This window comes from Stenotrophomonas sp. LM091 (assembly GCF_001806305.1).
In the GTDB taxonomy this organism is placed as follows: domain Bacteria; phylum Pseudomonadota; class Gammaproteobacteria; order Xanthomonadales; family Xanthomonadaceae; genus Stenotrophomonas; species Stenotrophomonas bentonitica_A.
In genome coordinates this window covers 2,725,626-2,747,286 of sequence record NZ_CP017483.1, presented here as the reverse complement: position 1 = coordinate 2,747,286, position 21,661 = coordinate 2,725,626, and the positions used below count along the sequence as shown (strand labels likewise).

The window sequence follows — 21,661 nt, the reverse complement described above, 5'->3', positions numbered from 1 at the left end:
CTCAGTTCGCCTCCTGGCGCACGGTACGCTGTTCGATACGCTTCTCGGGGTGCGGGTTGTGCACGATGCGGTGCACGTAGATGCCCGGCAGGTGCACCTGGTCTGGGTCGATGCTGCCCACCGGCACCACCTCTTCCACTTCCACGATGCACAGCTTGCCGGCCATCGCGCAGGCCGGGTTGAAGTTGCGCGCGGTCTTGCGGAACACCAGGTTGCCGGCCTCGTCGGCCTTCCAGGCCTTGACCAGCGCTACGTCGGCCCGCAGCGCGGTCTCCATCACGTAGTGCTTGCCGTCGAACTCGCGGGTTTCCTTGCCTTCGGCCACCACCGTGCCGTAGCCGGTCGCGGTGAAGAAGGCCGGAATGCCCGCACCGCCGGCGCGCAGCCGCTCGGCCAGGGTGCCCTGCGGGTTGAACTCCAGCTCCAGCTCGCCGGCCAGGTACTGACGCTCGAACTCCTTGTTCTCGCCCACGTAGGAGGAGATCATCTTGCGGATCTGGCGGGTCGCCAGCAGCTGGCCGAGGCCGAAGCCATCCACGCCCGCATTGTTGGAGATCACAGTCAGGTCCTTGGCACCGGTATCGCGCAGCGCGGCGATCAGGGCCTCGGGAATACCGCACAGGCCGAACCCGCCGACCGCCAGGGTCTGGCCATCGGCGATGGCGCCTTGCAGCGCTTCAGCCGCACTGGCGTACTGCTTGCCACGTCGCCCGGCGTTGTCTGGGGACTTGCTCATCTACGCCCTCACCTCGTTGATGTAAGCGGCCATTGTAGCCATTGCCCGGGGCTTTCCCTGCCCCCGGGGTCCGGCGTTGACCCGGCCCGCACCGGTGAAAACGATTCCCATACACGGCAGCGGCTAAACTAGTGCGCTGACTGTCAGAAGGACTGAATAGATGACGCTCCCCGCATTCAAGGCGTACGACATCCGCGGCCGGGTTCCGGATGAACTGAACGAAGATCTGGCCCGCCGCATCGGCGTGGCCCTGGCCGCCCAGCTGTCGCCCGGCACGGTGGTGGTGGGCCACGATGTCCGCCTGACCAGCGGGGCCCTGCAGGATGCCCTGGCAGCCGGCCTGCGCGGCGCCGGCCGCGAGGTGCTCGACATCGGGCTGTGCGGGACTGAAGAAGTCTATTTCCAGGTCGACCACCTGAAGGCGGCCGGCGGGGTAATGGTCACCGCCAGCCATAATCCGATGGATTACAACGGCATGAAGCTGGTCAAGGAGCAGGCCCGTCCGATCAGCTCCGATACCGGCCTGTTCGCGATCTCCGACGCGGTCGAGGCCGACCAGGCCCCCGCGGCCGAGCCGAGCGCCGGCCTGCAGTCGCATCCGGACAAGAGCGCCTACATCGCCCACCTGCTGAGCTACATCGAGCCCAAGGCGCTCAAGCCGCTGAAGCTGGTGGTCAATGCCGGCAACGGCGGTGCCGGCACGATCGTGGATCTGCTCGCCCCGCACCTGCCGCTGGAGTTCATCCGCATCTGCCATGAACCCGACGGCAGCTTCCCCAACGGCATCCCCAACCCGCTGCTGCCGGAGAACCGCGAGCTCACCGCGCAGGCCGTGCGCGAGCATGGCGCGGACTTCGGCATCGCCTGGGATGGCGATTTCGACCGCTGCTTCTTCTTCGACCACAACGGCCGCTTCATCGAAGGCTATTACCTGGTCGGCCTGCTCGCCCAGGCGATCCTGGCGCGCCAGCCCGGCGGCAAGATCGTGCACGACCCGCGCCTGACCTGGAACACGGTGGAAATGGTGGAGGAAGCCGGTGGCCAGCCGGTGCTGTGCAAGAGCGGCCACGCCTTCATCAAGGAAAAGATGCGCTCGGAAAATGCCGTCTACGGCGGCGAGATGAGTGCGCATCACTATTTCCGCGAGTTCGCCTACGCCGATTCCGGGATGATCCCGTGGCTGCTGATCGCCGCGCTGGTCTCCGAGTCCGGCCGCTCGCTGGCCGACCTGGTCGAGGCGCGCATGCAGAAGTTCCCGTGCAGCGGCGAGATCAACTTCAAGGTGGCCGACGCCAAGCGTTCCGTTGCCCGCGTGATGGAGCACTACGCCGCGCAGGCGCCGTCGCTGGACCACACCGATGGCATCAGCGCCAATTTCGGCGACTGGCGCTTCAACCTGCGCAGCTCCAATACCGAGCCGCTGCTGCGCCTGAATGTTGAAACCCGCGGCGACGCAGCGCTGCTGCGCGCACGCACCGACGAAATTTCCCAGTTGCTCAAGGACGCCTGAGGCGAATACCCCACCATGCAGAACCTTCTTCCCGTCATCCTTTCCGGTGGTTCCGGCACCCGCCTGTGGCCGCTGTCGCGCGAGTCCTACCCCAAGCAGTTCCTGGCCCTGGCCGGCGAACAGACCATGCTGCAGGCGACCTGGCAGCGCGTGGCCCAGATCGCCGGCCGCGCGCCGCTGATCGTCGCCAACGAGGAACACCGCTTCGTGGCCGCCGAGCAGCTGCAGCAGCTGGGCGTGCAGCCGCAGGCGATCCTGCTGGAGCCGGTCGGCCGCAATACCGCACCTGCCATCGCGGTGGCGGCGCTGGAAGCGACCCGTGATGGCGATGATGCGCTGCTGCTGGTGCTTCCTTCAGACCACGTGATTGCCGACGAGAATGCGTTCCGCGCTGCGGTGCTGCGTGCGGTGCCGGCCGCGGAGTCCGGCAAGCTGGTGACCTTCGGCATCGTGCCGACCGGCCCGGAAACCGGCTATGGCTACATCAAGGCGGCCTCCGGCGGCGATGTCCGTGCCGTGGACCGGTTTGTCGAGAAGCCGGATGCACAGACCGCGACCGCTTACGTGCAGTCGGGCGAATACTTCTGGAACAGCGGCATGTTCCTGTTCAAGGCATCCCGATTCCTGGCCGAGCTGGAGACGTTCCACCCCGCCATGCTGGCCGGCAGCCGCACCGCCTGGCAGCAGGCGCGTCGTGACAGCGATTTCACCCGCCTGGACAAGGACGCCTTCGCCGCCGTGCCGTCGGATTCCATCGACTATGCAGTGATGGAAAAGACCGCTGATGCCGTGGTCGTGCCGCTGGATGCCGGCTGGAACGATGTGGGCTCGTGGACCGCGCTGCGTGATGTATCCGAACAGGATGGGAATGGCAACGCGCACCACGGCGATGTGATCGCGATCGATTGCCGCAACACCTTCGCCTACGGCGAGCGGCTGATCGCCCTGGTCGGCCTGGACGATGTGATCGTGGTGGAAACCGATGATGCGGTGATGGTCGGCAAGAGCGACCGCATGCAGGAGATCAAGCAGGTGGTCGCGCAGATCAAGGCCGATGGGCGCCCCGAAGCAACCTGGCACCGCAAGGTGTACCGCCCCTGGGGCGCGTACGACTCGATCGACAATGGTGCCCGCTTCCAAGTCAAGCGCATCACCGTCAAGCCGGGTGCAACGCTGAGCCTGCAGATGCACCACCACCGTGCCGAGCACTGGATCGTGGTCAGCGGCACGGCCGAAGTGACCCGCGGCGAGGAAGTGCTGCTACTCACCGAGAACCAGAGCACGTACATTCCGCTGGGCGTGACCCATCGCCTGAAGAACCCGGGCAAGCTGCCGCTGGAACTGATCGAAGTGCAGTCTGGCAGCTATCTGGGCGAGGACGATATCGTGCGGTTCGAGGACACGTACGGCCGTACCTGATCGACGGTAGGCAGATAAACAGAAAACCCGGCCAAGGCCGGGTTTTTTTATTGCGGGTAGAGCCACGCCATGCGTGGCTGCCCTGCCTGGGATCCTGACACCGCGTCAGCCACGCATGGCGTGGCTCCACGTCTGGCTCAACAGTCTGCGATGACCCGCTTCAGGCCGTCCTGCCAGCTCGGCAGCACGACGCCGAAGTCCTGCTCCAGCTTCGCCACATCCAGGTGCGAATAGGCGGGGCGCTTGGCCGGCGTCGGGTACTCGGCCGTAGTGATCGCCTCGACTTTCGGCGCCCGCGGCAGCACGCCTGTTGCCACCGCCTCCGCAAAGATCGCCTCGGCAAAGCCGTGCCAGCTGGTCTCGCCCTTGGCGGTCAGGTGCCACGTGCCCGACAGTGCGCCGTCGTGCCGCAGCGCCTGCGCGGTCACATCGGCAATCAACGCTGCCGGCGTCGGCGTACCGACCTGATCAGCCACCACACGCAGGACGTCGCGCTCGGCCCCTACCCGCAGCATCGTGCGCAGGAAGTTGGCGCTGTGCGAGGCGTATACCCAGGCCGTGCGGAAGATCAGGTGGCGTCCACCGGCCGCACGGATGGCCTGCTCACCGGCCAGCTTGCTGGCGCCATACACGCCCAGCGGGGCGGTCGCATCGTCTTCCCGGTACGGGCGCGTGCCCTGCCCGTCGAACACGTAATCGGTGGAGTAATGCACCAATGGGACGCCGGCCTGCGCGCACCACTGCGCCAGCACGCCCGGCGCTTCTGCATTGGCGCGGAACGCGGCATCGCGGTCGCCCTCGGCGCGGTCGACCGCCGTGTAAGCGGCGGCATTGACCACCACCGTCGGCTGGACGCGGTCCAGCAATGCGGCCAGCGAGGCGGGCTGGTCGAAGTCGGCCACTTCGCACGCGCTGCCGTCGGGCAGCGCGCCGCTGCGCGTGGTCGCCACGATCGTCCCCAGCGGAGCCAGCGCGCGTTGCAGTTCCTGGCCAAGCTGGCCATTGGCCCCCAGCAGCAGGATCGTCACGGCTGGTAGACCGGCAGGCGGTCCTCGGCGATGTCCTTCAGGAACGGCGCGGACTCGTCCTTGGCCGACAGCGTGGGTGCGCTGATCGGCCAGTCGACGGCGATGTCGGCATCGTTCCAGCGGACGCCCGCGTCGAAGTCCTTCAGGTACACCTCGGTGCACAGATAGCTGAAGATCGCGCGTTCGGAGAGCACGGCGAAACCGTGCGCGAAGCCTTCCGGAATCCAGAACTGCTTTTTGTTCTCCGCGCTCAGCACCACGGCGGCCCACTGGCCGAAGGTCGGCGAGCCGCGACGGATGTCCACGGCCACGTCGTAGACTTCGCCTTCAAGCACGCTGACCAGCTTGCCCTGTGGCCGCGGCCACTGATAGTGCAGGCCGCGCAGCACGCCCTTGGACGAGCTGGAGACGTTGCTCTGTACGAATCTGCTCGGCAGCCCGTGCTCGGCGAAACGCTCGGCGTTCCAGGTCTCGAAGAAGAACCCGCGCTCGTCGCCAAAGACGGCAGGCTCGATCACCACGCAACCGGGCAGCTTGGTTTCGACAATCTTCACGGCACTACTCCTCGCACAGCCAGCGTGTGCAGGTACTGGCCGTAGCCGTTCTTGATCAACGGCGCTGCCAGCTTCTCCAGCTGCTCGGCATTGATCCAGCCCTGGCCGAAGGCGATTTCTTCCGGGCAGCAGACCTGCAGGCCCTGGCGGGTCTGGATGGTCTCGATGAAGTTGGAGGCTTCCAGCAGCGACTGGTGGGTACCGGTATCCAGCCACGCATAGCCACGACCCAGCGCTTCCAGATGCAGGTTGCCCTCGCGCAGGTAACGCTGGTTGAGGTCGGTGATTTCCAGCTCGCCACGCGGCGAGGGCTTCAGTTCGGCGGCGTAATCGCTGGCGTTGCCGTCGTAGAAGTACAGCCCGGTGACGGCATAGTTCGACCGCGGCTTCTCCGGCTTCTCGACCAGGTCGATGACCTTGCCGGCGGCGTCGAATTCGGCCACGCCGTAGCGCTCCGGATCATTGACCCAGTAACCGAACACCGTGGCACCGGTATCGCGCTGGTCGGCATTGCGCAGCACCTCACGCAGGCCATGGCCGTGGAAGATGTTGTCGCCCAGCACCAGGCAGCTCGGCTTGCCGCCGATGAACTCCTTGCCGATCAGGTAGGCCTGCGCCAGCCCGTCCGGACTCGGCTGCACGGCGTACTCGATGTTCATGCCCCACTGCGAGCCATCGCCGAGCAGGCTCTGGAACAGCGCCTGCTCGTGCGGCGTGTTGATGATCAGCACGTCGCGGATCCCGGCCAGCATCAGCACGCTGAGCGGGTAATAGATCATCGGCTTGTCGTACACGGGCAGCAGCTGCTTGCTGACGCCCTTGGTGATCGGATACAGGCGCGTGCCCGAACCACCCGCGAGGATGATGCCCTTGCGTTGAGTCATGCGGTTGTCCTCTGTCTGGTGATCACCGCACTCAGGCGGTGGTGCCGATGCGCTGCAGGCGGTAGCTGCCGTCGAGTACGCCGTTGACCCAGTCCTGGTTGTCCAGGTACCAGTCCACGGTGAAGCCGATGCCCTGCTCGAAGGTGTGCTTCGGCTCCCAGCCCAGCTGGTCCTTCAACTTGCTGGCATCGATCGCGTAGCGGCGGTCATGCCCCGGACGGTCGGCGACGTAGGTGATCTGGCTGCTGCGCGGCTGGCCATCCTCACGCGGGCGGCGTGCATCGAGCAGTGCGCAGATCGCCTGCACCACTTCGATGTTCTGCTTCTCGGAGTTGCCGCCGACGTTGTAGGTCTCGCCGACCTGGCCCTTGGCCAGCACGGTGCGGATCGCTTCGCAGTGGTCGCTCACGAACAGCCAGTCGCGCACCTGCTTGCCATCGCCGTAGACCGGCAGCGGTTCGCCGGCCAGGGCCTTGGCGATCACCAGCGGAATCAGCTTCTCGGGGAAGTGGTACGGGCCGTAGTTGTTGGAGCAGTTGGTGGTCAGCACCGGCAGCCCGTAGGTGTGGTGGAACGCACGCACCAGATGGTCCGAGGCCGCCTTGGACGCCGAGTACGGCGAGTTCGGCGCATACGGGGTGGTCTCGCTGAACTTGCCGGTCTCGCCGAGGGTGCCGTAGACCTCATCGGTGGATACGTGCAGGAAGCGGAACGCCTGGCCCTTGTCGGCCGGCAGCGCCTTCCAGTAATCGCGCACGGCTTCCAGCAGGGCCAGGGTGCCGACCACGTTGGTCTGGATGAACGCGCCCGGGCCGTCGATGGAACGGTCCACGTGGCTTTCGGCGGCGAAGTTCAGCACCGCATCGGGCTGGTGCTCGGCCAGCAGGCGCGATACCAGCGCCTGGTCGCCGATGTCGCCCTCGACGAACACGTGGTCCGGATTGCCCTCAAGCGTGGCCAGGGTCTTGAGGTTGCCCGCGTAGGTCAGCGCATCGAGGTTGATGACGCGCACGCCTTTGGCGACCGCTTCGAGGACAAAGTTACCGCCAATGAATCCGGCTCCGCCGGTGACAAGCCATGTGGGCACTACCCATTCTCCTGTTCGATATGCGCGCAGGGGCCTGATGGCGCCCCGACTCAGCGCCACAGGATACATGGCGGCCGTCTTCACGACTGCCCGCGCAGTGTGAACGACAGACCTCACCCCGCAATTTCATGTCGCAATGCAGCATAACCATACGCATTCGCATGGTCCCCCCGGGCCAGTTAGAATCGCGGTCCCACCCCCGAACCGGTTGCTACTCAAAGAACCGGACGTTCTCCCGTTATTGAAGGATCCAGCACCAGATGAAAATCCTCGTCGCGTACAAGCGCGTGGTGGACTACAACGTCCGCATTCAGGTCAAGCCGGACGGTTCCGGCGTGGTCACCGACGGCGTCAAGCTGTCCCCCAACCCGTTCGATGAAATCGCCCTGGAAGAAGCGCTGCGCCTGCGCGACAAGGGCATCGCCACCGAGGTCGTGGTCGCCACGATCGCACCGGCCGATGCCCAGGCGCACCTGCGCAACGGCCTGGCCATGGGCGCCAACCGCGCCATCCATGTCGTGACCGACCAGGCGATCCAGCCGCTGACGGCCGCCCGCACCCTGCTCAAGCTGGTCGAGAAGGAACAGCCGGACCTGGTGATCCTCGGCAAGCAGGCCATCGACGACGATGCCAACCAGACCGGCCAGATGCTGGCCACGCTGTGGGGGCGCCCGCAGGCGACCTTCGCCAGCAAGCTGGAGATCGCCGACGGCAAGGCCACGGTGACCCGTGAAGTCGACGCCGGCCTGGAAACGCTGGAAGTGGACCTGCCGGCCGTGGTCACCACGGACCTGCGCCTGAACGAGCCGCGCTTCATCAAGCTGCCCGACATCATGAAGGCCAAGGCCAAGCCGCTGGAGACCCTGCAGCTGGCCGACCTCGGCGTTGAAGCCGCCGATACCTTCAAGACCACCCAGTACGCCGCGCCGGTCAAGCGCAGCAAGGGCGTGATGGTCAAGGACGCGGCCGAACTGGTCGCTGCACTCAAGCAGAAGGGGTTGCTGTAATGACCAAGATCCTCGTTGTCGCTGAACACCACGACGGCAAGCTCAATGCCGCCACCGCCAAGACCGTCAGTGCGGCCGCTGCGATCAGCGGCGCCAGCATCGACGTGCTGGTGCTGGCCGCCGACGCGACCGCAGCCGCCGCTGAAGCAGCGCAGCTGGCCGGCGTCGCCAAGGTGCTGACCGTGACCAACGCCGCCAACGCGCAGGCGCTGGCCCAGGTCCTGGCCCCGCAGATCGCGCAGCTGGCCACCGGCTACACCCACGTGTTCGGCCCCTCCACCACCTTCGGCAAGGACCTGATGCCGTGCGTGGCCGCCCTGCTGGGCGTCAACCAGGTCTCCGACCTGATGACCGTCGAAGGCAGCCACACCTTCAAGCGCCCGATCTATGCGGGCAACGCCATCATCACCGTCGAGGTGCCGGCCGACCAGATCGTGGTCGCCACCGTGCGCGCTGCCTCGTGGCCGGAAGCGGCCAAGGGCGGCAGCGCCTCCGTGGAAGCGGCCAACGTGGATGCGGCCCTGCCGAGCCACACCCGCTTCATCGGCCTGGCCGCCGGCGCGACCGACCGACCGGACCTGCAGAGCGCCAAGCGCGTGGTCTCCGGCGGCCGTGGCGTGGGTTCGGAAGAGAACTTCAAGGTGATCTTCCAGCTCGCCGACAAGCTCGGCGCCGCCGTGGGTGCCTCGCGCGCCGCCGTGGACGCCGGCTATGTGCCGAGCGACCTGCAGGTGGGCCAGACCGGCAAGATCATCTCGCCGGAGCTGTACGTGGCCGTGGGCATCAGCGGTGCCATCCAGCACCTGACCGGGATCAAGGACGCCGGCACCATCGTGGCGATCAACAAGGATCCGGACTCGCCGATCTTCGAGATCGCCGATATCGGCCTGGTGGGCGACCTGTTCACCCTGCTGCCGGAGCTGGAAGCGGCGCTGGGCTGAGCCCGCCCCGCAGGGCGTGATGGCCTCGTCCCTCACGCCCTGCCTCTTTCCGCGGGCCGTCCAGGCCGCGTAAGGTAAGCCCCCCGGGTGGCCACAGCGCTGCCACCGGCCGCCCAGCATGGACGTGATTCGATATGCCCGTACCTTTCCGCCACTGCCTACCGACCGGGGACCTGCGATGATCGTCGGTTCGGGACTGGTGGCCCGAGCGTTCACGCCCCTGTTCGCAGACGACGCAAGAACCGTCATATTCGCCTCCGGGGTCTCCAACTCCAGCGAAACAGACCCGGCCGCCTTCGCGCGCGAGCGTGCCATGCTGGCGCAGTACCTGGCCGGCGACATCACCCGGCTGGTCTATTTCGGCAGCTGCAATGTGGTCAACCCGCTGCAGGACTCCCCCTATTTCCGGCACAAACGTGCCATGGAAGCGCTGGTCGCCGCGCATCCGGCCGGTATCGTGCTGCGCCTTCCGCAGGTGGTCGGGCATACCCGCAATCCGAACACCCTCACCAACTTCCTGCGTGACCGCATCCTGGCCGGCGATCCGGTGACCGTCTGGACACGCGCCTGCCGCAATCTGATCGATATCGACGACGTCGTCCGCATCGCCGCGCAGCTGCTTTCCGGCGCGGGACCGGTGCCCAAGGTGGCCTCGATCGCATCCCCCTGGTCGCTGCCGATGACGGAGATCGTGAGCCTGTTCGAGTCCGTACTGGGACGCCGCGCGCAGGTCATCGCGGTGGACAGGGGTGAGGAGATGGTGATTGATACCGCGCTGGCCGAGCGCACGGCGCGCGACATCGGGCTGGATTTTGGTCCAGACTACCCTCTCCGCGTGATCCACAAGTACTACGGCCAGCCCCATGAATCCTGAAATCTCCGTCGTCATACCTGTCTATGGCAGCGCTGGCATCCTGCCCAACCTGGTGGCCAGACTGGAGGAGACACTGATCCCGGCGTTCGGGGACGGCGGCTTTGAAGTCATTCTGGTGCATGACGCCGGCCCCGATGACGCATGGTCCGTCATCGTGCAGCAGGCCCAGGCGCGCCCCTGGCTGCGTGGCCTGGATCTACGACGAAACGCAGGGCAGCACAATGCGATCATGGCGGGGCTGGGCATAGCGCGCGGTCGATACATCGTGACGATGGACGACGACCTCCAGCACGACCCTGCCGACATTCCTCGGATCGTCGCCAAACTGCGTGAAGGCGCAGACCTGTGCTACGCGCAGTTTCCGGAAAAGCAGCACGCGCTATGGAAGCGGCTCGGCAGCCGCTTCAACGACATGGTTGCCGCGCGCCTGCTCAAGAAGCCAAAGGGCCTGTACCTCTCTCCGTTCCGCGGATTCGTCCGCGAACTCGGCGAAGAGGCACGGAGGTACAACGGACCGTTTGTCTACCTTGATGGGCTGCTGATCCAGAGCACCAGCCACAAACGCATCGCAACAGTCACCGCGCAGCACCATGCACGTGGGGATGGGCAGTCCGGTTACAGCTTCAGCAAGTCCATCTCGCTGTGGTTGCAGATGGCCACCAGCTTCTCGATCGTTCCGCTGAGGTTCGTATCCCTCGCAGGTATCTTGGCCTCGTGCATCGCCTTTCTGCTTGCGATCATCGTCCTGTGGCAGAAACTGCACTCCCCCCAGGTTGCTGTCGGGTGGCCTTCGCTGATCATCACCATTCTCTTCATGGGCGGTCTGCAGTTGCTGGCGTTGGGTGCGATTGGCGAGTACACCGGCAGAATCCTGCTGAACATCAATAATCGCCCCCAGTACATCATCGGCGAAACCGCCAACGTGGATGACGCGCCAGAGAGCTGAGCGCGTTGACGTTGCCGGCGGAACGTCGTCACTGCGCCCCTGGAGAGCAAGCAGGTCATCCGCTCATCCCTCAGGGGCTTCACTCCGGCAACCGGCCTCAACCGGCCTGCATTCGGCGACCCAGCCAGACATAGGTCAAGCGGCGCGCATGGGCCATCAAGCGCGCCTTGAGATTCCCCACGCGAAGCGTCAGGCCTGGCAACAGCGTGGGATCTGCCGCAGCCAACGCGTTGTGGAATGCGATGGCCTGATTCGCCTGTTCATGCATCAGACGCACGCTCCACTGCCCGGCGTTGATCCTGAAGCTGGCCAGACTTTCGCGTAGCGCCACCATGTCCCCCTGCAGCATCACGCTGGTGTAGCTTGCCTGATCGATGAGGTAGGGGTGACTGTTATCCCACCCGCTGGCAGGCAGCAGCTCGCGCCGGAACATCACGCACCCGGGCTCGCCGAACAGATTTGTTCCGGCCATCACCGAAGCGCGCACGGCGTCACGGCCCGAGACCAGGCCATTGAGAGCGCCGAGCCCACGGGCACCGATCACCACCTTCCCCTGTGCGTCGATGAGATCCCGCTTACAGGCGACGAACACCGCAGAAGGGTGGGCATCAAGCGCGGCGACCTGCTTGCTGAGCGCATCCGGTGCGATGAGGTCGTCACCACACACCAGCTTCAACAGCTCACCACGTGCGGCCTGAGTTACCCGGTCCCAGTTGGCCTTGGCACCGCCGCCCGGCGGGGTCGGTGACAGAACACGTACGCGCGGGTGCTCGGCATACTGCGCCAACAGTGTCTCGGTTCCATCAGCAGATGAATGATCGGCAATGACCAGTTCGTAATCCTGATAATCCTGCGCCAGGATCGAATCCAGGGTCTGCTGCAGGTAGTCCGCATTCTTGTAGGCAGGTACAACGACCGACACTCGAGGAGTCATCAACGTTCCTCCTTGGAACCAGGCTCCGGGCGTCGCCGGAACGAGAAATACTTGTGACCGACATAATTGAAGATCACCACGACCACCGTGATGAGGATCTGCGTCGGAATGGGGGGCAGACCCAGCACATCCGCGAGGAGTGCCAGGGCTGCCATGTTGATCATCAGACTGCCGAGGTTGACACTGGCGAAGCGGGCGAAGTCACGCCACGCATGACCTGATACCCGGAACACCAAACGGCGATAGACGAAAAACACCAGCACCAGCGACACAACCCATGCGATCACCAGGCTTGTCACGGAGGGAACGCTGGGGCCAAGCAGCAGCACCAGGCCCGCGAACAGCGCCGTGCTGAACGCTGTATTTGCTCCACCGACGATCAGGAAGAGGACGCGCTGATCCTTGAAGAAGCGCTGCAGTGGGCCGGGAGCGCCCGATCCAGCGAGCGGCGAGCGCTCACCGTTCACTGCTGTCCACCCACGGGCAGCCCGGCAAAGTAATCGGCAAAGCCGGCAGGTCGACGGATGATGACGCTATGCTTTCCCGCCGCCGGCAATGCGAATGCCGTCTGGAAGCCATTCACGGCCACCCCTGGTCGAACGTCGCCATCGACGATGGCATACCACCTGCCGTCGCTGTCTTCGTTCAACACCAGCAAGGCGGGACCACTGGTCTCCACCATCGCCTGCAGCATCACAGCCGAGTTATGCCAGGCAGCAACCGGACGCGCCGAGAATGTCCCTTCGCCAAGCGTCGTCTGCCCTACTCCCAGTCTCTCGACCGCCCTGGGGGTGGCATAGATGTGGTCGACCTGAGCGCCGTCCGCTGCCTGAAGTGATGCAGCAGGCGAAGGGACGACCGCCAGGCCACCCTCCGCAACGAAGAGACGAGGCAGCGCTGCAGGATCGTCGAGGAGCGCGTAGCGATCATCAATGGCTCGCGCGCCTTCGGTGCCTGCCGCAACCACCGTGTAGCGGACGCCATAGAGCTGGGCCACCGCGGGCTTGGGGAAGTAAAGCAGTTCGAACTTTGAACGCCGCTGTGGATTCAGGTCCCCGCGAATGCCCCGGGCACCGAGATTGGCCAGCTGGTGGCCAAGGATTTTGAAATCAGGCAGCTTCTCGCTTACGGCGACGCGGTAGTTCTCCGGACTCTCCAAGGCTGCAAACACGGCCGCCATCGAATGGCGTTGTTCTATCCGTTCGCCCCGCACGATCATCGATTGCCCCAGGCTCGGCGTCTTGGCAACGACAACCGGTACCGCAGCCGAAACAATGACGACCAAGCTCAGCAGCGCCTTGTTGATCACGACACCTCTGCTGGCCGACCACCACAACAGCGCAGCGCCCAGCAACACAGGGATTATTTGCCAATAGAACTCGCCACTGACCAGCACGCCCAGCAATGCCATGACGACAATGGCCGCTGCCGAGATCTCGGGCCACCAGATCCACTGACGCTGCTGTTTGCGGCGGATCAACGACACAAGCCGCTGCAGACACAGCGCACCCACCGGAAGAGCCAGCATGACGACGTACAGCGACCACCAGTTTACTTCGCGCACCTTGTTGGCAATCGGCAACAGATACAGCAGCCAGCCGAATGCAGCAAAGCAGAAGATGGCGCTGATGGCGATTGATGCAAGCAGGGCAGTAATCAGCGGCCTCGTCCTGAACAACCATGGATAGGCCAGACAGGCCACTGCAAGGGGAGCGCCCAGATAAAGGTTGCCCACCACCATGCTGTACTGATGAGCGAAGGCGAAGGGTGCAAGAACAGCCTTCCAGCCCAGCCCATGGGCCGTCAGCGCGGACAGGGGCAGTTTGTCCTTTCCGCTGATGTCCCGACCATCACCCAGCCACCGGATCGAATCGCTGTGGAAGTCCATCACCCCGGACAGGTACGGATAACAAGCGACGACGATCACCGCCGCGGCCAACGCAAGTGACGCATAGATAGGCCGAAGGTGGACGTGAGCTTCCTGCCACCCCCGCTGCCTCAGCACGACGGCGCTGTAGACCGCCCCGACGATTGCCGAGCCAATGAACGCCAGCACCAGATTCTGCGCTGGCTGCGCATAGATAAGTAGCGTCACCGAGGCCGCAAGGCCGATGGCCGCCCCGGGCGCCCAACCTCGCTGGTAGATCCGCGCCTGGAAGAACAGGATCCACGGCAACCATGCCAGTGAAGCCGAAATGGGCGGCCACACTCCGACGCTCTGGAACGCAGGCAGGAAGGGAGCGACGAGGCCAACGGAGATCGCCAGCAGCTGCCGCAGGCCCAGGCAACGCCCGAGCAGATAGCTGCCGACGCCGTAGATCCCCATGTGGAGAATGAAAACCAGCTTCAGGCGATCCAGCGTATCGAGAATCGTTGAATCACTGCCCAGCCAGTTGAAATACAACGGATACAGGGGATGAAAACTCGGGCTGCCCCAGTACGACAAGCCTGCCACCAGGCCGGAGTCGTACATGCCGGCAAACAGCCCGTGCTCACCTATCGATCGACTGATGTCGAAGTACATCGGTACAAGCACGTCGTCGGCGTCCGGACCATGCAGGATCGCGATGCCGGAGAACCTTGCGACAGCAACCACCAGTACGATCACCGCCACCGTCGCCGCACCCATGAGGTTGCGCGTCGCCTTGTTCATGCCAATTTTTACTCCTGTCACATCAATTCCTGACTGATCGTCAGCCATCACACAGCGCGACATCGCGTACCCCGGCCAGCCAATGCACCCAGGTTGGTTACAAGCGCGGCTCGATGGCCGCAGACAGTACACGCCAAAGAGCGTCGTGCGAGTAGAAGCTCCGGATGAACATCCGTTCTGCATCAGAGACCTGCCGCCAAGCCTCGTCATCACGCAGCAGCGTGACAATATGGGCGGCCATTTCCTCCGCCGCATCACCCACCGGCATGAAAGAAGACGCAGCGCCGAGGCCCTGCATGCCGATCGAGGTGGTGACACAGGGGAGACCATGCTGCAGGCTTTCCAGCACTTTCCCCTTCACGCCACCGCCGAAACGCAGCGGGGCCACCGCGACGCGTGCGTGCTGGTATCGCTGGGTCAGGACCTGATCGCTGACGTAACCGGTGACTTCAATATGCGCCGATGCCATCGCCAGGACCTCCGGCCGCGGATTGGAGCCGACCAGGCTCAACCGGACGCCGGGGACCTCACGGTGGACCAGCGGAAGGACCTCGCGAACGAACCACAACGCCGCATCGACGTTGGGCGCGTGAGCGAAACCGGCAACAAAGAGGATGCCCTCGCGGCCTTCCGGCCCGGCCATATCAGCCTCGGGCACGGGGTCATAGGCGTACAGCGGAATGGTTTCCGCACGGATGTCGACACCCGGCTCATGCTCGGCCAGCCAACTGCGGACATGGGCCGTTTCGTCAGTGGATGGATACAGCACCACATCTGCCTGCTTCCACAGACCGTGTTCAAAGTCGCGGAAGCGACGAGTCTCTTCCTCGAGTTCACGATCCGGATGCAGCGCCAGCTGCTGCTGCATGCGCAGGTGATGGATATCGTGCCCGTAGTAGACGACCTTCGCGCGGCTGTGCCGGCGTACGCTGCCCACCAGTTCGGCCGAGATATGCGGCCGGTTCAGCACCACCGCATCAAGGTAGCTTCCGTGCTCGGTCAGCCATGCGTCGAAGCGTCCGACATACTCCGAGCCACACAGCACCTCGACGCCGAGCTGCTGCAGCGGCGGGGTATAGATCGGGTCTTCGTACGCATTGGCGGGCCAGAACGACACCTGGCAGCCTTGGCGGACGAGGGTCTGGATCACCTGCCAGGTGGCCCGTGACCCCGCATCGCGGTCCGGCTGCGGCACGTAATGGTCCACGACCAGCACGTGTCGGCGGTTGCGGGAACGGTCGCGCGCCAGGAACACATCCTCGGCATTCGGGAACTGTTCGTCGCGCAGCGTGTTTCCCCAGCGTGCCAGGAACTTCTCGCGGTTGATCGCCTGGAACGCCTTCACGCCAGTCGTTTCGTCGGTGCCGCTGGACAGACCTTCGTAATGCACGACCACCGATGCCGGCTGGAGATAGACCTTCAGCCCCTGTTCGCGGATCCGGAAGGCAAGGTCGGTATCTTCATAGTAGGCCGGAACGTAGCGCTCATCGAAGCCACCGAGCGTCCGGAACAAGGTCGCCGGCAGCATGATCGACGCACCCGAGACGTAGTCCACTTCCTTCAGGTATGAATAAGCCGCTCTGCCGGGAACATCCAGACGGCCGAAATTCCAGGCACTGCCGTCGGCCCAGACAATGCCACCGGCCTCCTGCAGCCGCCCGTCCGGATAGACGAGTTTGGAGCCGACCATGCCGGCGTCCGGGTGGGTCCGGAAGACCTGCACCAGCGCGTCCAGCCAGCCGGGTGTCACTTCGGTGTCGTTGTTGAGAAGGTAGATGAACTCGCCCTTGGCCAGGGTCAAGGACTGATTGCATGACAGCAGGAAGCCGAGGTTCGTCGGGTTGTCGTGGAACCGCAGGCCCGGAATCCGGGCGAGCTTCTTGATGTCCTGATCGCCGGAAGCATCCTCCAGGACCAGCACCTCGAACGACACCTCCGCACCGGCACGGGCGATCGATGCGACGCACGCCAGGCTCTGTTCGTAGTTACCGTAGGTGGGGATGACGATGCTGACCACCGGCGCCTCGACCGGCTCGAAACGGAGGTCCTGCAGCGCCTGGTCGGGATTCTGGAGAATCTGATCCAGCTTGAGGCCCTCTACCGGAACCACGACAGCGTCCCGGCGACGCATCAAGAACCGCTTTATCGTCGGCACCAGGGGCGCGAGCAGGCGATGCCGTGCCAGGCCAGTGGCACGCAGTGAATTCAACACCGCATCGCTGTCACCCCGCACGACACGGGACAGGAACCGCAGCGGCCGCGTGACCTTCCACGATTTCGACTGCAACAACGTGCTGGTGAACGCCTGCAGCGACGACAACTCACCACGATAGCGCTGCACGACGTCGGCCAGTTCCTGTTCGCGCCGACGATCAGCGGTCACGTCCGCGGCGGGCGATTCAGTGGGTACTCCCCCCGCCGAGGCCATCAACTGGCCGATATCAAGGTGATGCCTGTGGAGGTCATCCCGTGCGCTGCCCAGGAGAGTGGACAGTTCGACTTCCAGCTGGATCTTCGCTTCCCACAGCGCCGCGATGGCGCTTTCAAGCCGGCGGGCGTGATCGCGCTCGGCGCTCAGCACATTCTGCGCGTGCGCCAGGTTGCGCTCGAGGACTTCAGCATGATGCTGCTGTTGCTGAAGCTCAATCCCCCGTGAGTTCATCAATTGGCGCTGATGTTCGAGCTCCCCTGCGAGGCTCTCGACCGTCTGTCGCTGCCGCTCGAATTCGCCTGCGAGCTTCTCCAGCGCGTTCTGCTGCTGGGACAGGTGCCCGTGCAACGACCCGACCTCGGCCTGCTCGCGCTGCACGTGACCGCGCAACGACGCGACCTCGGCCTGCTCACGCTGCACGTGACCGCGCAACGACGCGATTTCCGCATCCTGCGCCTTCGCCCACCGGGCCACTTCATGATGATGGTTGTAAAGATCTTCGCCTTCGGCATACAGCACCGAGGCAGGCAGCACCGGGATCAGCCCACGGTCCGCCGCGGCGATGGCCACGAAGTAGACAGCCGCCGGCATGTGCGCCACGCGCTGCTCCACGCGTTCGCCGGTATCGGCCAACGCCTGGAACACCTGCTGTTCCGGCGCGCCATGCAGGGGCGTGATCGTGGAGCAGACCGCCATCCGGTGGCCGGACAGTTCCACTGCCGGGAAGTACTTCTCCAGCAGGGCCTGGAACTCGTTGAGATAGAGCTCCTTGACGTGATAATCGTTGTGGTAGCCGGCCTGGTCGGAGTAGACCTCCTTGTTCGGCGAGGACATGACCAGAATGCCGTCCGGGCGCAGCACGCGCCGGATCTCGGCCATCATTTCATCCTGCTCCAGCAGGTGCTCGATGGTCTCGAAGGACACCACGACATCCACGCTGTCATCGGCAAGCGGAATGGCCGCTGCCGAACCCTGCAGATACTGCAGGTTGCCGAGCGCGGCATACCGCTCGGCAGCATGGTTCACTGCATCGTGGGAAATATCCACGCCGCGCACCGAGCGCGCTTTGGAGGCCAGCATGGCGCTGCCATAGCCTTCGCCACTGGCGACATCGAGCACGTCCTTGCCTTCCACCAGCGGCAGGCACCACGCATAGCGATGCAGGTGTTCCTGCCTGATCACGCCGTGCTCAGTGGGCACAAAGCGCTCGCCGGTAAACTCGATCATCGCGACTCCTTGGAAACTTCAATGGACAGCATCGGCAACCCGATCAGGCCGAACCGCATGGTTTCATCCAGCGCGCGGAACTCAAGCGCGTCGTGGATCCAATGCTGCTGTGTATGGTCGTGCTGGTCGCCTGAGGCCACGGCAACATCGACCATGTAGGAACCGGACGGCATGATCGGCATCCGGAAGACGAATGCCCCCACCACGGTCTCGCCCGCCTCGCCGGACACGGGCGCATCCTTGCAGGCGAAGTAACTGTTGTCGCCGAACAGGCGCTGGCCCAGTCGATCCTTCACGTAGAAGCCGACGATCAGGTTGTCCAGGGTTTCGCGCAGGGCGACCCGCACCTCCAGGCGCACCAGCTCGCCGCCTTCCAGGATCGACAGCGGCGTGCCCTCGGCATCGGTCATGCGCACGTCGACAATGCGCGCACCGTCAGCACCGAACTCCTGGCCCACATTCTCCGGATCGAACTCGAACAACGCGATGCGATTCTGCACGCCCGCGTCATTGAAGGCGTCCTGGCGGAAATCGGCATGATCGGTCGACAGCCGGCGGGGCTTCTTCTTCGCCGCCACGACGATGTCTTCGGCCGCTGCTTCGCGCCGGCCGACGACGTGCTGTTCGGTCATGTAGGCCTCGACCACCTCCTGCGAGGTCCCGGCCAGGCGCATCTTGCCGTTCTCCAGCCATACCGCGTTCTCGCAGAGGTTGGTGACGGCCGCGGCATCGTGGCTCACGAACAGCAGGGTGCCGTGTTTCTGGAACTCGCGCAGGAAACGCATGCACTTCTGCGAGAAGAATGCATCGCCAACCGCAAGCGCCTCATCGATGATCAGGATGTCTGCGTCCACATGCGCGATCACCGCGAACGCCAGGCGCACGGACATGCCGCTGGAGTAACTGCGTACCGGCTGATCGATGAACTCGCCGATGTCGGCGAACGCCAGGATGCTTTCCATCCGCTGCTCGATCTGCTCACGGCGCAACCCGAGGATGGTGGCGTTGAGCAGGACGTTCTCGCGCCCGGTGAACTCCGGGTTGAAGCCGCTGCCCAGTTCCAGCAGGGCAGCTACGCGCCCCTTGACCGAGATATGGCCTTCGGTGGGGTTCAAGGTGCCGGCGATCATCTGCAGCAGGGTCGATTTGCCCGAGCCGTTGCGACCGACGATACCCACGGTCTGGCCACGACGGATCGAGAAGCTGACCCCGCGCAACGCCCAGAAATCCTTGTAGAACGACTTGCGCTTGCCGGCCAGCGCCTGCCACAGGCGATGCGAGGGCCGCTCGTACATGTGGTACGCCTTGCCGACGCCCTGGACCTCGATGACGGTTTCCGCCGGAGTGATTTCAGAGGACATCGGCGAACCCCACGCGCAGCTTGGTGAAAATGCGATGCCCGATGAAAGCGATCGCGCAGGCAATCACGGTATAGATCGCCAATCCGGTCCAATCCGGCAGACGGCCCCAGATCACCACTTCACGCACCTGGTTGATGATGAAGGTCAGCGGATTGAGTTCGAACACGATGCGGTAGCTCTCCGGCACCGATTCGACCGGGATGATGGCCGACGACAGGAACAGCATGGCGGTGGCGACGACGCCGGCGATCTGCCCGATGTCGCGCAGGTACACGCCCAGCGCCGATACCGCCCAGCCCACGCCCACGGTCAGGATCACCAGGGGTGCCAGCACCACCGGCAGCAGCAGCGCGGTGGGATGGATGTTGCCCTTCACGCACACATACAGGATCAGCAGCACCACCATGTTCATGGCGAGGTGGAACAACGCCGAGAACGTCATGCTCCAGACCAGGATGTCCAGCGGGAACACCACGCGCTTCACATAACCGGTATTGCCCACGATCAGCTGCGGTGCGCGGATGAAGCATTCGGCGAAGAACCCGTGCACGGTGAGGCCGGCAAACAGGATCAGGGCGAAATCCGTGGTGGAACCACTCGAACCGGGCCAGCGCCCCTTCATCACGAAGCCGAAGGCCAGCGTGTAGACCAGCAACATCAGGAATGGACTGATCAACGACCACAGCAGACCGAAGCTCGCGCCACGGTACCGGCCCAGCACTTCACGCTGGGTCAGTTCGTAGGCAAGCGAGCGGTTCTTTCCGAATACCGACAGGATGCCCATCTCAAACGGCCTCGGCACCCAAGGCCCGCTCCAGATCCACCTGCAGATCCCCCAGTTCCTCAACCCCCACGCTCAGCCGCACCAGCGCATCACTGATGCCCAGCTTCTCGCGGCGCTCGACCGGGATAGAGGCATGCGTCATCACTGCAGGATGATTCACCAGGCTTTCCACGCCGCCCAGCGACTCGGCCAGGGTGAACAGTTCGGTCTTCTCGCAGAAGCGCTTGGCTGCATCGAACCCGCCCTTGAGGACGATCGAGACGATGCCGCCGTAGCCGTTCATCTGGCGCGTCGCCAGCTCATGCTGCGGGTGCGAGGCCAGCCCCGGGTAGATCACCTTCTCCACCGCCGGGTGCTTTTCCAGCCACTGCGCCAGGGCCAGCGCGTTGGCGCAATGCGCCTTCATGCGCAGCGGCAGGGTCTTCAGGCCGCGCAGGGCCAGGAAGCTGTCGAAGGGCCCCTGCACGGCGCCGATGGAGTTCTGCAGGAAGGCCATCTGCTCGGCCAGTTCGGCATTGTCACCGACCACGACCATGCCGCCGACCATGTCCGAGTGCCCGTTGAGGTACTTGGTGGCCGAGTGCAGGACCAGGTCGGCGCCCTGCTCCAGCGGGCGCTGCAGCATCGGCGAGGCGAAGGTGTTGTCGACCACCACCAGCAGGTTGTGGCGCTTGGCGATCGACGCCACTGCCGCGATGTCCACGATCTTGAGCATCGGGTTGGTCGGGGTCTCGATCCAGACCATCCTGGTCTGCGGGGTGATTGAGGCTTCGAACGCGGCCAGGTCGGTCAGATCGACGAAGCTGAACTGCAGACCGGCGGTACGCTTACGCACGCGCTCGAACAGGCGGAAGGTGCCGCCGTAGATGTCGTCCATCGCCACCACGTGGCTGCCGGCATCCAGCAGTTCCATCACCGTGGAGCTGGCGGCCATGCCCGAGGCGAACGCGTAGCCGCGGCTGCCGCCTTCCAGGGAGGCCACGCAACGCTCGTAGGCGAAGCGGGTGGGATTGTGGGTACGCGAGTACTCGAAGCCCTGGTGCTCACCGGGGCTGGACTGGGCGTAGGTGGAGGTCGCGTAGATCGGCGGCATCACCGCGCCGGTGCTCGGGTCCGGCGATTGGCCGCCGTGGATGGCCAGGGTAGCCAGGGCGAGCGAGCGGTCGCCGTGCCCGGAAGAAGCGTGATCGGACATGTTGTTTCCCAGCAAGAGGAGCCCCCAAGGGGGCCCCCGCAAAAGGAGCGGAAGTCTATCAGCGCTGGCTTAATCGGCCGTTGACGCGGA

18 protein-coding genes are annotated in these 21,661 nt (G+C 64.6%); 6 read left to right on the top strand and 12 right to left on the bottom strand.

The features are described 5' to 3' along the window. Position 1: 1 nt before the first annotated feature. Positions 2-736 carry a CoA transferase subunit A gene (locus tag BIZ42_RS11965; protein WP_070426573.1) on the bottom strand — a complete coding sequence of 245 codons (735 nt, stop codon included), beginning with the start codon at positions 734-736 and terminating at the stop codon, positions 2-4. Between the two features lie 160 nt (positions 737-896). Between BIZ42_RS11965 and BIZ42_RS11960 the strand changes: the two genes are divergently transcribed. Then, entirely contained in the window at positions 897-2,246 is a 1,350-nt protein-coding gene (locus BIZ42_RS11960) for a phosphomannomutase (RefSeq protein WP_070426572.1), read from the top strand. A 15-nt stretch (positions 2,247-2,261) separates the two neighbouring features. Further along, positions 2,262-3,665 (top strand): mannose-1-phosphate guanylyltransferase/mannose-6-phosphate isomerase, encoded by a 1,404-nt coding sequence (locus BIZ42_RS11955; protein ID WP_070426571.1) that lies wholly within the window; start codon positions 2,262-2,264, stop codon positions 3,663-3,665. A 137-nt stretch (positions 3,666-3,802) separates the two neighbouring features. Here BIZ42_RS11955 and rfbD read toward each other — a convergent pair whose 3' ends face one another. Genes rfbD through rfbB form a run of 4 tightly spaced genes read right to left on the bottom strand, consistent with a single transcriptional unit; the run spans position 3,803 to position 7,218 of the window. After that, positions 3,803-4,693, bottom strand: coding sequence for a dTDP-4-dehydrorhamnose reductase (gene rfbD / locus BIZ42_RS11950; RefSeq protein WP_070426570.1), 891 nt, complete (start codon positions 4,691-4,693; stop codon positions 3,803-3,805). Then, positions 4,690-5,247, bottom strand: coding sequence for a dTDP-4-dehydrorhamnose 3,5-epimerase (gene rfbC / locus BIZ42_RS11945; RefSeq protein ID WP_070426569.1), 558 nt, complete (start codon positions 5,245-5,247; stop codon positions 4,690-4,692). The genes rfbD and rfbC overlap by 4 nt, the downstream gene beginning before the upstream one ends. Then, positions 5,244-6,131: a glucose-1-phosphate thymidylyltransferase RfbA gene (gene rfbA / locus BIZ42_RS11940; protein ID WP_070426568.1), complete on the bottom strand. Its 888-nt coding sequence runs from the start codon at positions 6,129-6,131 to the stop codon at positions 5,244-5,246. The genes rfbC and rfbA overlap by 4 nt, the downstream gene beginning before the upstream one ends. A gap of 31 nt (positions 6,132-6,162) precedes the next feature. Then, the gene (rfbB, locus tag BIZ42_RS11935; RefSeq protein ID WP_070426567.1) at positions 6,163-7,218 is read right to left on the bottom strand and encodes a dTDP-glucose 4,6-dehydratase; all 1,056 of its coding nucleotides are present in this window, start codon (positions 7,216-7,218) and stop codon (positions 6,163-6,165) included. 260 nt (positions 7,219-7,478) lie between these two features. Here rfbB and BIZ42_RS11930 point away from each other — a divergent pair, with 260 nt between their 5' ends. The 4 genes from BIZ42_RS11930 to BIZ42_RS11915 all read left to right on the top strand — a co-directional run bounded on the left by BIZ42_RS11930 (position 7,479) and on the right by BIZ42_RS11915 (position 10,986). Continuing rightward, entirely contained in the window at positions 7,479-8,225 is a 747-nt protein-coding gene (locus BIZ42_RS11930) for an electron transfer flavoprotein subunit beta/FixA family protein (protein ID WP_070426566.1), read from the top strand. Next, positions 8,225-9,166 carry an electron transfer flavoprotein subunit alpha/FixB family protein gene (locus tag BIZ42_RS11925; protein ID WP_046273792.1) on the top strand — a complete coding sequence of 314 codons (942 nt, stop codon included), beginning with the start codon at positions 8,225-8,227 and terminating at the stop codon, positions 9,164-9,166. Before BIZ42_RS11930 ends, BIZ42_RS11925 begins: the two co-directional genes overlap by 1 nt. Before the next feature lie 178 nt (positions 9,167-9,344). Next, positions 9,345-10,040 (top strand): NAD-dependent epimerase/dehydratase family protein, encoded by a 696-nt coding sequence (locus BIZ42_RS11920; RefSeq protein ID WP_046273791.1) that lies wholly within the window; start codon positions 9,345-9,347, stop codon positions 10,038-10,040. Continuing rightward, positions 10,030-10,986 carry a glycosyltransferase family 2 protein gene (locus BIZ42_RS11915; protein ID WP_070426565.1) on the top strand — a complete coding sequence of 319 codons (957 nt, stop codon included), beginning with the start codon at positions 10,030-10,032 and terminating at the stop codon, positions 10,984-10,986. The genes BIZ42_RS11920 and BIZ42_RS11915 overlap by 11 nt, the downstream gene beginning before the upstream one ends. A gap of 97 nt (positions 10,987-11,083) precedes the next feature. Here the strand turns inward: BIZ42_RS11915 and BIZ42_RS11910 are convergent, their stop codons facing one another. The 7 genes from BIZ42_RS11910 to BIZ42_RS11880 all read right to left on the bottom strand — a co-directional run bounded on the left by BIZ42_RS11910 (position 11,084) and on the right by BIZ42_RS11880 (position 21,571). Then, positions 11,084-11,920: a glycosyltransferase family A protein gene (locus BIZ42_RS11910; protein ID WP_070426564.1), complete on the bottom strand. Its 837-nt coding sequence runs from the start codon at positions 11,918-11,920 to the stop codon at positions 11,084-11,086. Further along, a complete protein-coding gene (locus BIZ42_RS11905) occupies positions 11,920-12,387 on the bottom strand; it encodes a GtrA family protein (RefSeq protein ID WP_070426563.1) in 468 nt (155 codons plus the stop codon). The genes BIZ42_RS11910 and BIZ42_RS11905 overlap by 1 nt, the downstream gene beginning before the upstream one ends. Then, positions 12,384-14,573, bottom strand: a complete 2,190-nt coding sequence (locus tag BIZ42_RS11900; protein ID WP_070426562.1) for a hypothetical protein — start codon at positions 14,571-14,573, stop codon at positions 12,384-12,386. The genes BIZ42_RS11905 and BIZ42_RS11900 overlap by 4 nt, the downstream gene beginning before the upstream one ends. Before the next feature lie 97 nt (positions 14,574-14,670). Continuing rightward, positions 14,671-18,231 (bottom strand): glycosyltransferase, encoded by a 3,561-nt coding sequence (locus tag BIZ42_RS11895; protein WP_070426561.1) that lies wholly within the window; start codon positions 18,229-18,231, stop codon positions 14,671-14,673. Further along, positions 18,228-19,592: an ABC transporter ATP-binding protein gene (locus BIZ42_RS11890; protein WP_046273786.1), complete on the bottom strand. Its 1,365-nt coding sequence runs from the start codon at positions 19,590-19,592 to the stop codon at positions 18,228-18,230. The genes BIZ42_RS11895 and BIZ42_RS11890 overlap by 4 nt, the downstream gene beginning before the upstream one ends. Then, entirely contained in the window at positions 19,582-20,376 is a 795-nt protein-coding gene (locus BIZ42_RS11885; RefSeq protein WP_046273785.1) for an ABC transporter permease, read from the bottom strand. The genes BIZ42_RS11890 and BIZ42_RS11885 overlap by 11 nt, the downstream gene beginning before the upstream one ends. A 1-nt stretch (position 20,377) precedes the next feature. Beyond that, a complete protein-coding gene (locus BIZ42_RS11880; protein WP_070426560.1) occupies positions 20,378-21,571 on the bottom strand; it encodes a cystathionine gamma-synthase in 1,194 nt (397 codons plus the stop codon). Positions 21,572-21,661 lie beyond the last annotated feature (90 nt).

What these genes read in the sequence shown, in the direction of transcription:
- BIZ42_RS11960 (WP_070426572.1), top strand. Translation starts at nt 897, where the DNA reads ATGACGCTCCCCGCATTCAAGGCGTACGACATCCGCGGCCGGGTTCCG.
- BIZ42_RS11885 (WP_046273785.1), bottom strand. Translation starts at nt 20,376, where the DNA reads ATGGGCATCCTGTCGGTATTCGGAAAGAACCGCTCGCTTGCCTACGAA.
- BIZ42_RS11895 (WP_070426561.1), bottom strand. Translation starts at nt 18,231, where the DNA reads ATGATCGAGTTTACCGGCGAGCGCTTTGTGCCCACTGAGCACGGCGTG.
- BIZ42_RS11900 (WP_070426562.1), bottom strand. Translation starts at nt 14,573, where the DNA reads ATGAACAAGGCGACGCGCAACCTCATGGGTGCGGCGACGGTGGCGGTG.
- BIZ42_RS11915 (WP_070426565.1), top strand. Translation starts at nt 10,030, where the DNA reads ATGAATCCTGAAATCTCCGTCGTCATACCTGTCTATGGCAGCGCTGGC.
- BIZ42_RS11910 (WP_070426564.1), bottom strand. Translation starts at nt 11,920, where the DNA reads ATGACTCCTCGAGTGTCGGTCGTTGTACCTGCCTACAAGAATGCGGAC.
- BIZ42_RS11930 (WP_070426566.1), top strand. Translation starts at nt 7,479, where the DNA reads ATGAAAATCCTCGTCGCGTACAAGCGCGTGGTGGACTACAACGTCCGC.
- BIZ42_RS11880 (WP_070426560.1), bottom strand. Translation starts at nt 21,571, where the DNA reads ATGTCCGATCACGCTTCTTCCGGGCACGGCGACCGCTCGCTCGCCCTG.
- BIZ42_RS11925 (WP_046273792.1), top strand. Translation starts at nt 8,225, where the DNA reads ATGACCAAGATCCTCGTTGTCGCTGAACACCACGACGGCAAGCTCAAT.
- rfbA (WP_070426568.1), bottom strand. Translation starts at nt 6,131, where the DNA reads ATGACTCAACGCAAGGGCATCATCCTCGCGGGTGGTTCGGGCACGCGC.
- BIZ42_RS11920 (WP_046273791.1), top strand. Translation starts at nt 9,345, where the DNA reads ATGATCGTCGGTTCGGGACTGGTGGCCCGAGCGTTCACGCCCCTGTTC.
- BIZ42_RS11955 (WP_070426571.1), top strand. Translation starts at nt 2,262, where the DNA reads ATGCAGAACCTTCTTCCCGTCATCCTTTCCGGTGGTTCCGGCACCCGC.
- BIZ42_RS11890 (WP_046273786.1), bottom strand. Translation starts at nt 19,592, where the DNA reads ATGTCCTCTGAAATCACTCCGGCGGAAACCGTCATCGAGGTCCAGGGC.
- BIZ42_RS11965 (WP_070426573.1), bottom strand. Translation starts at nt 736, where the DNA reads ATGAGCAAGTCCCCAGACAACGCCGGGCGACGTGGCAAGCAGTACGCC.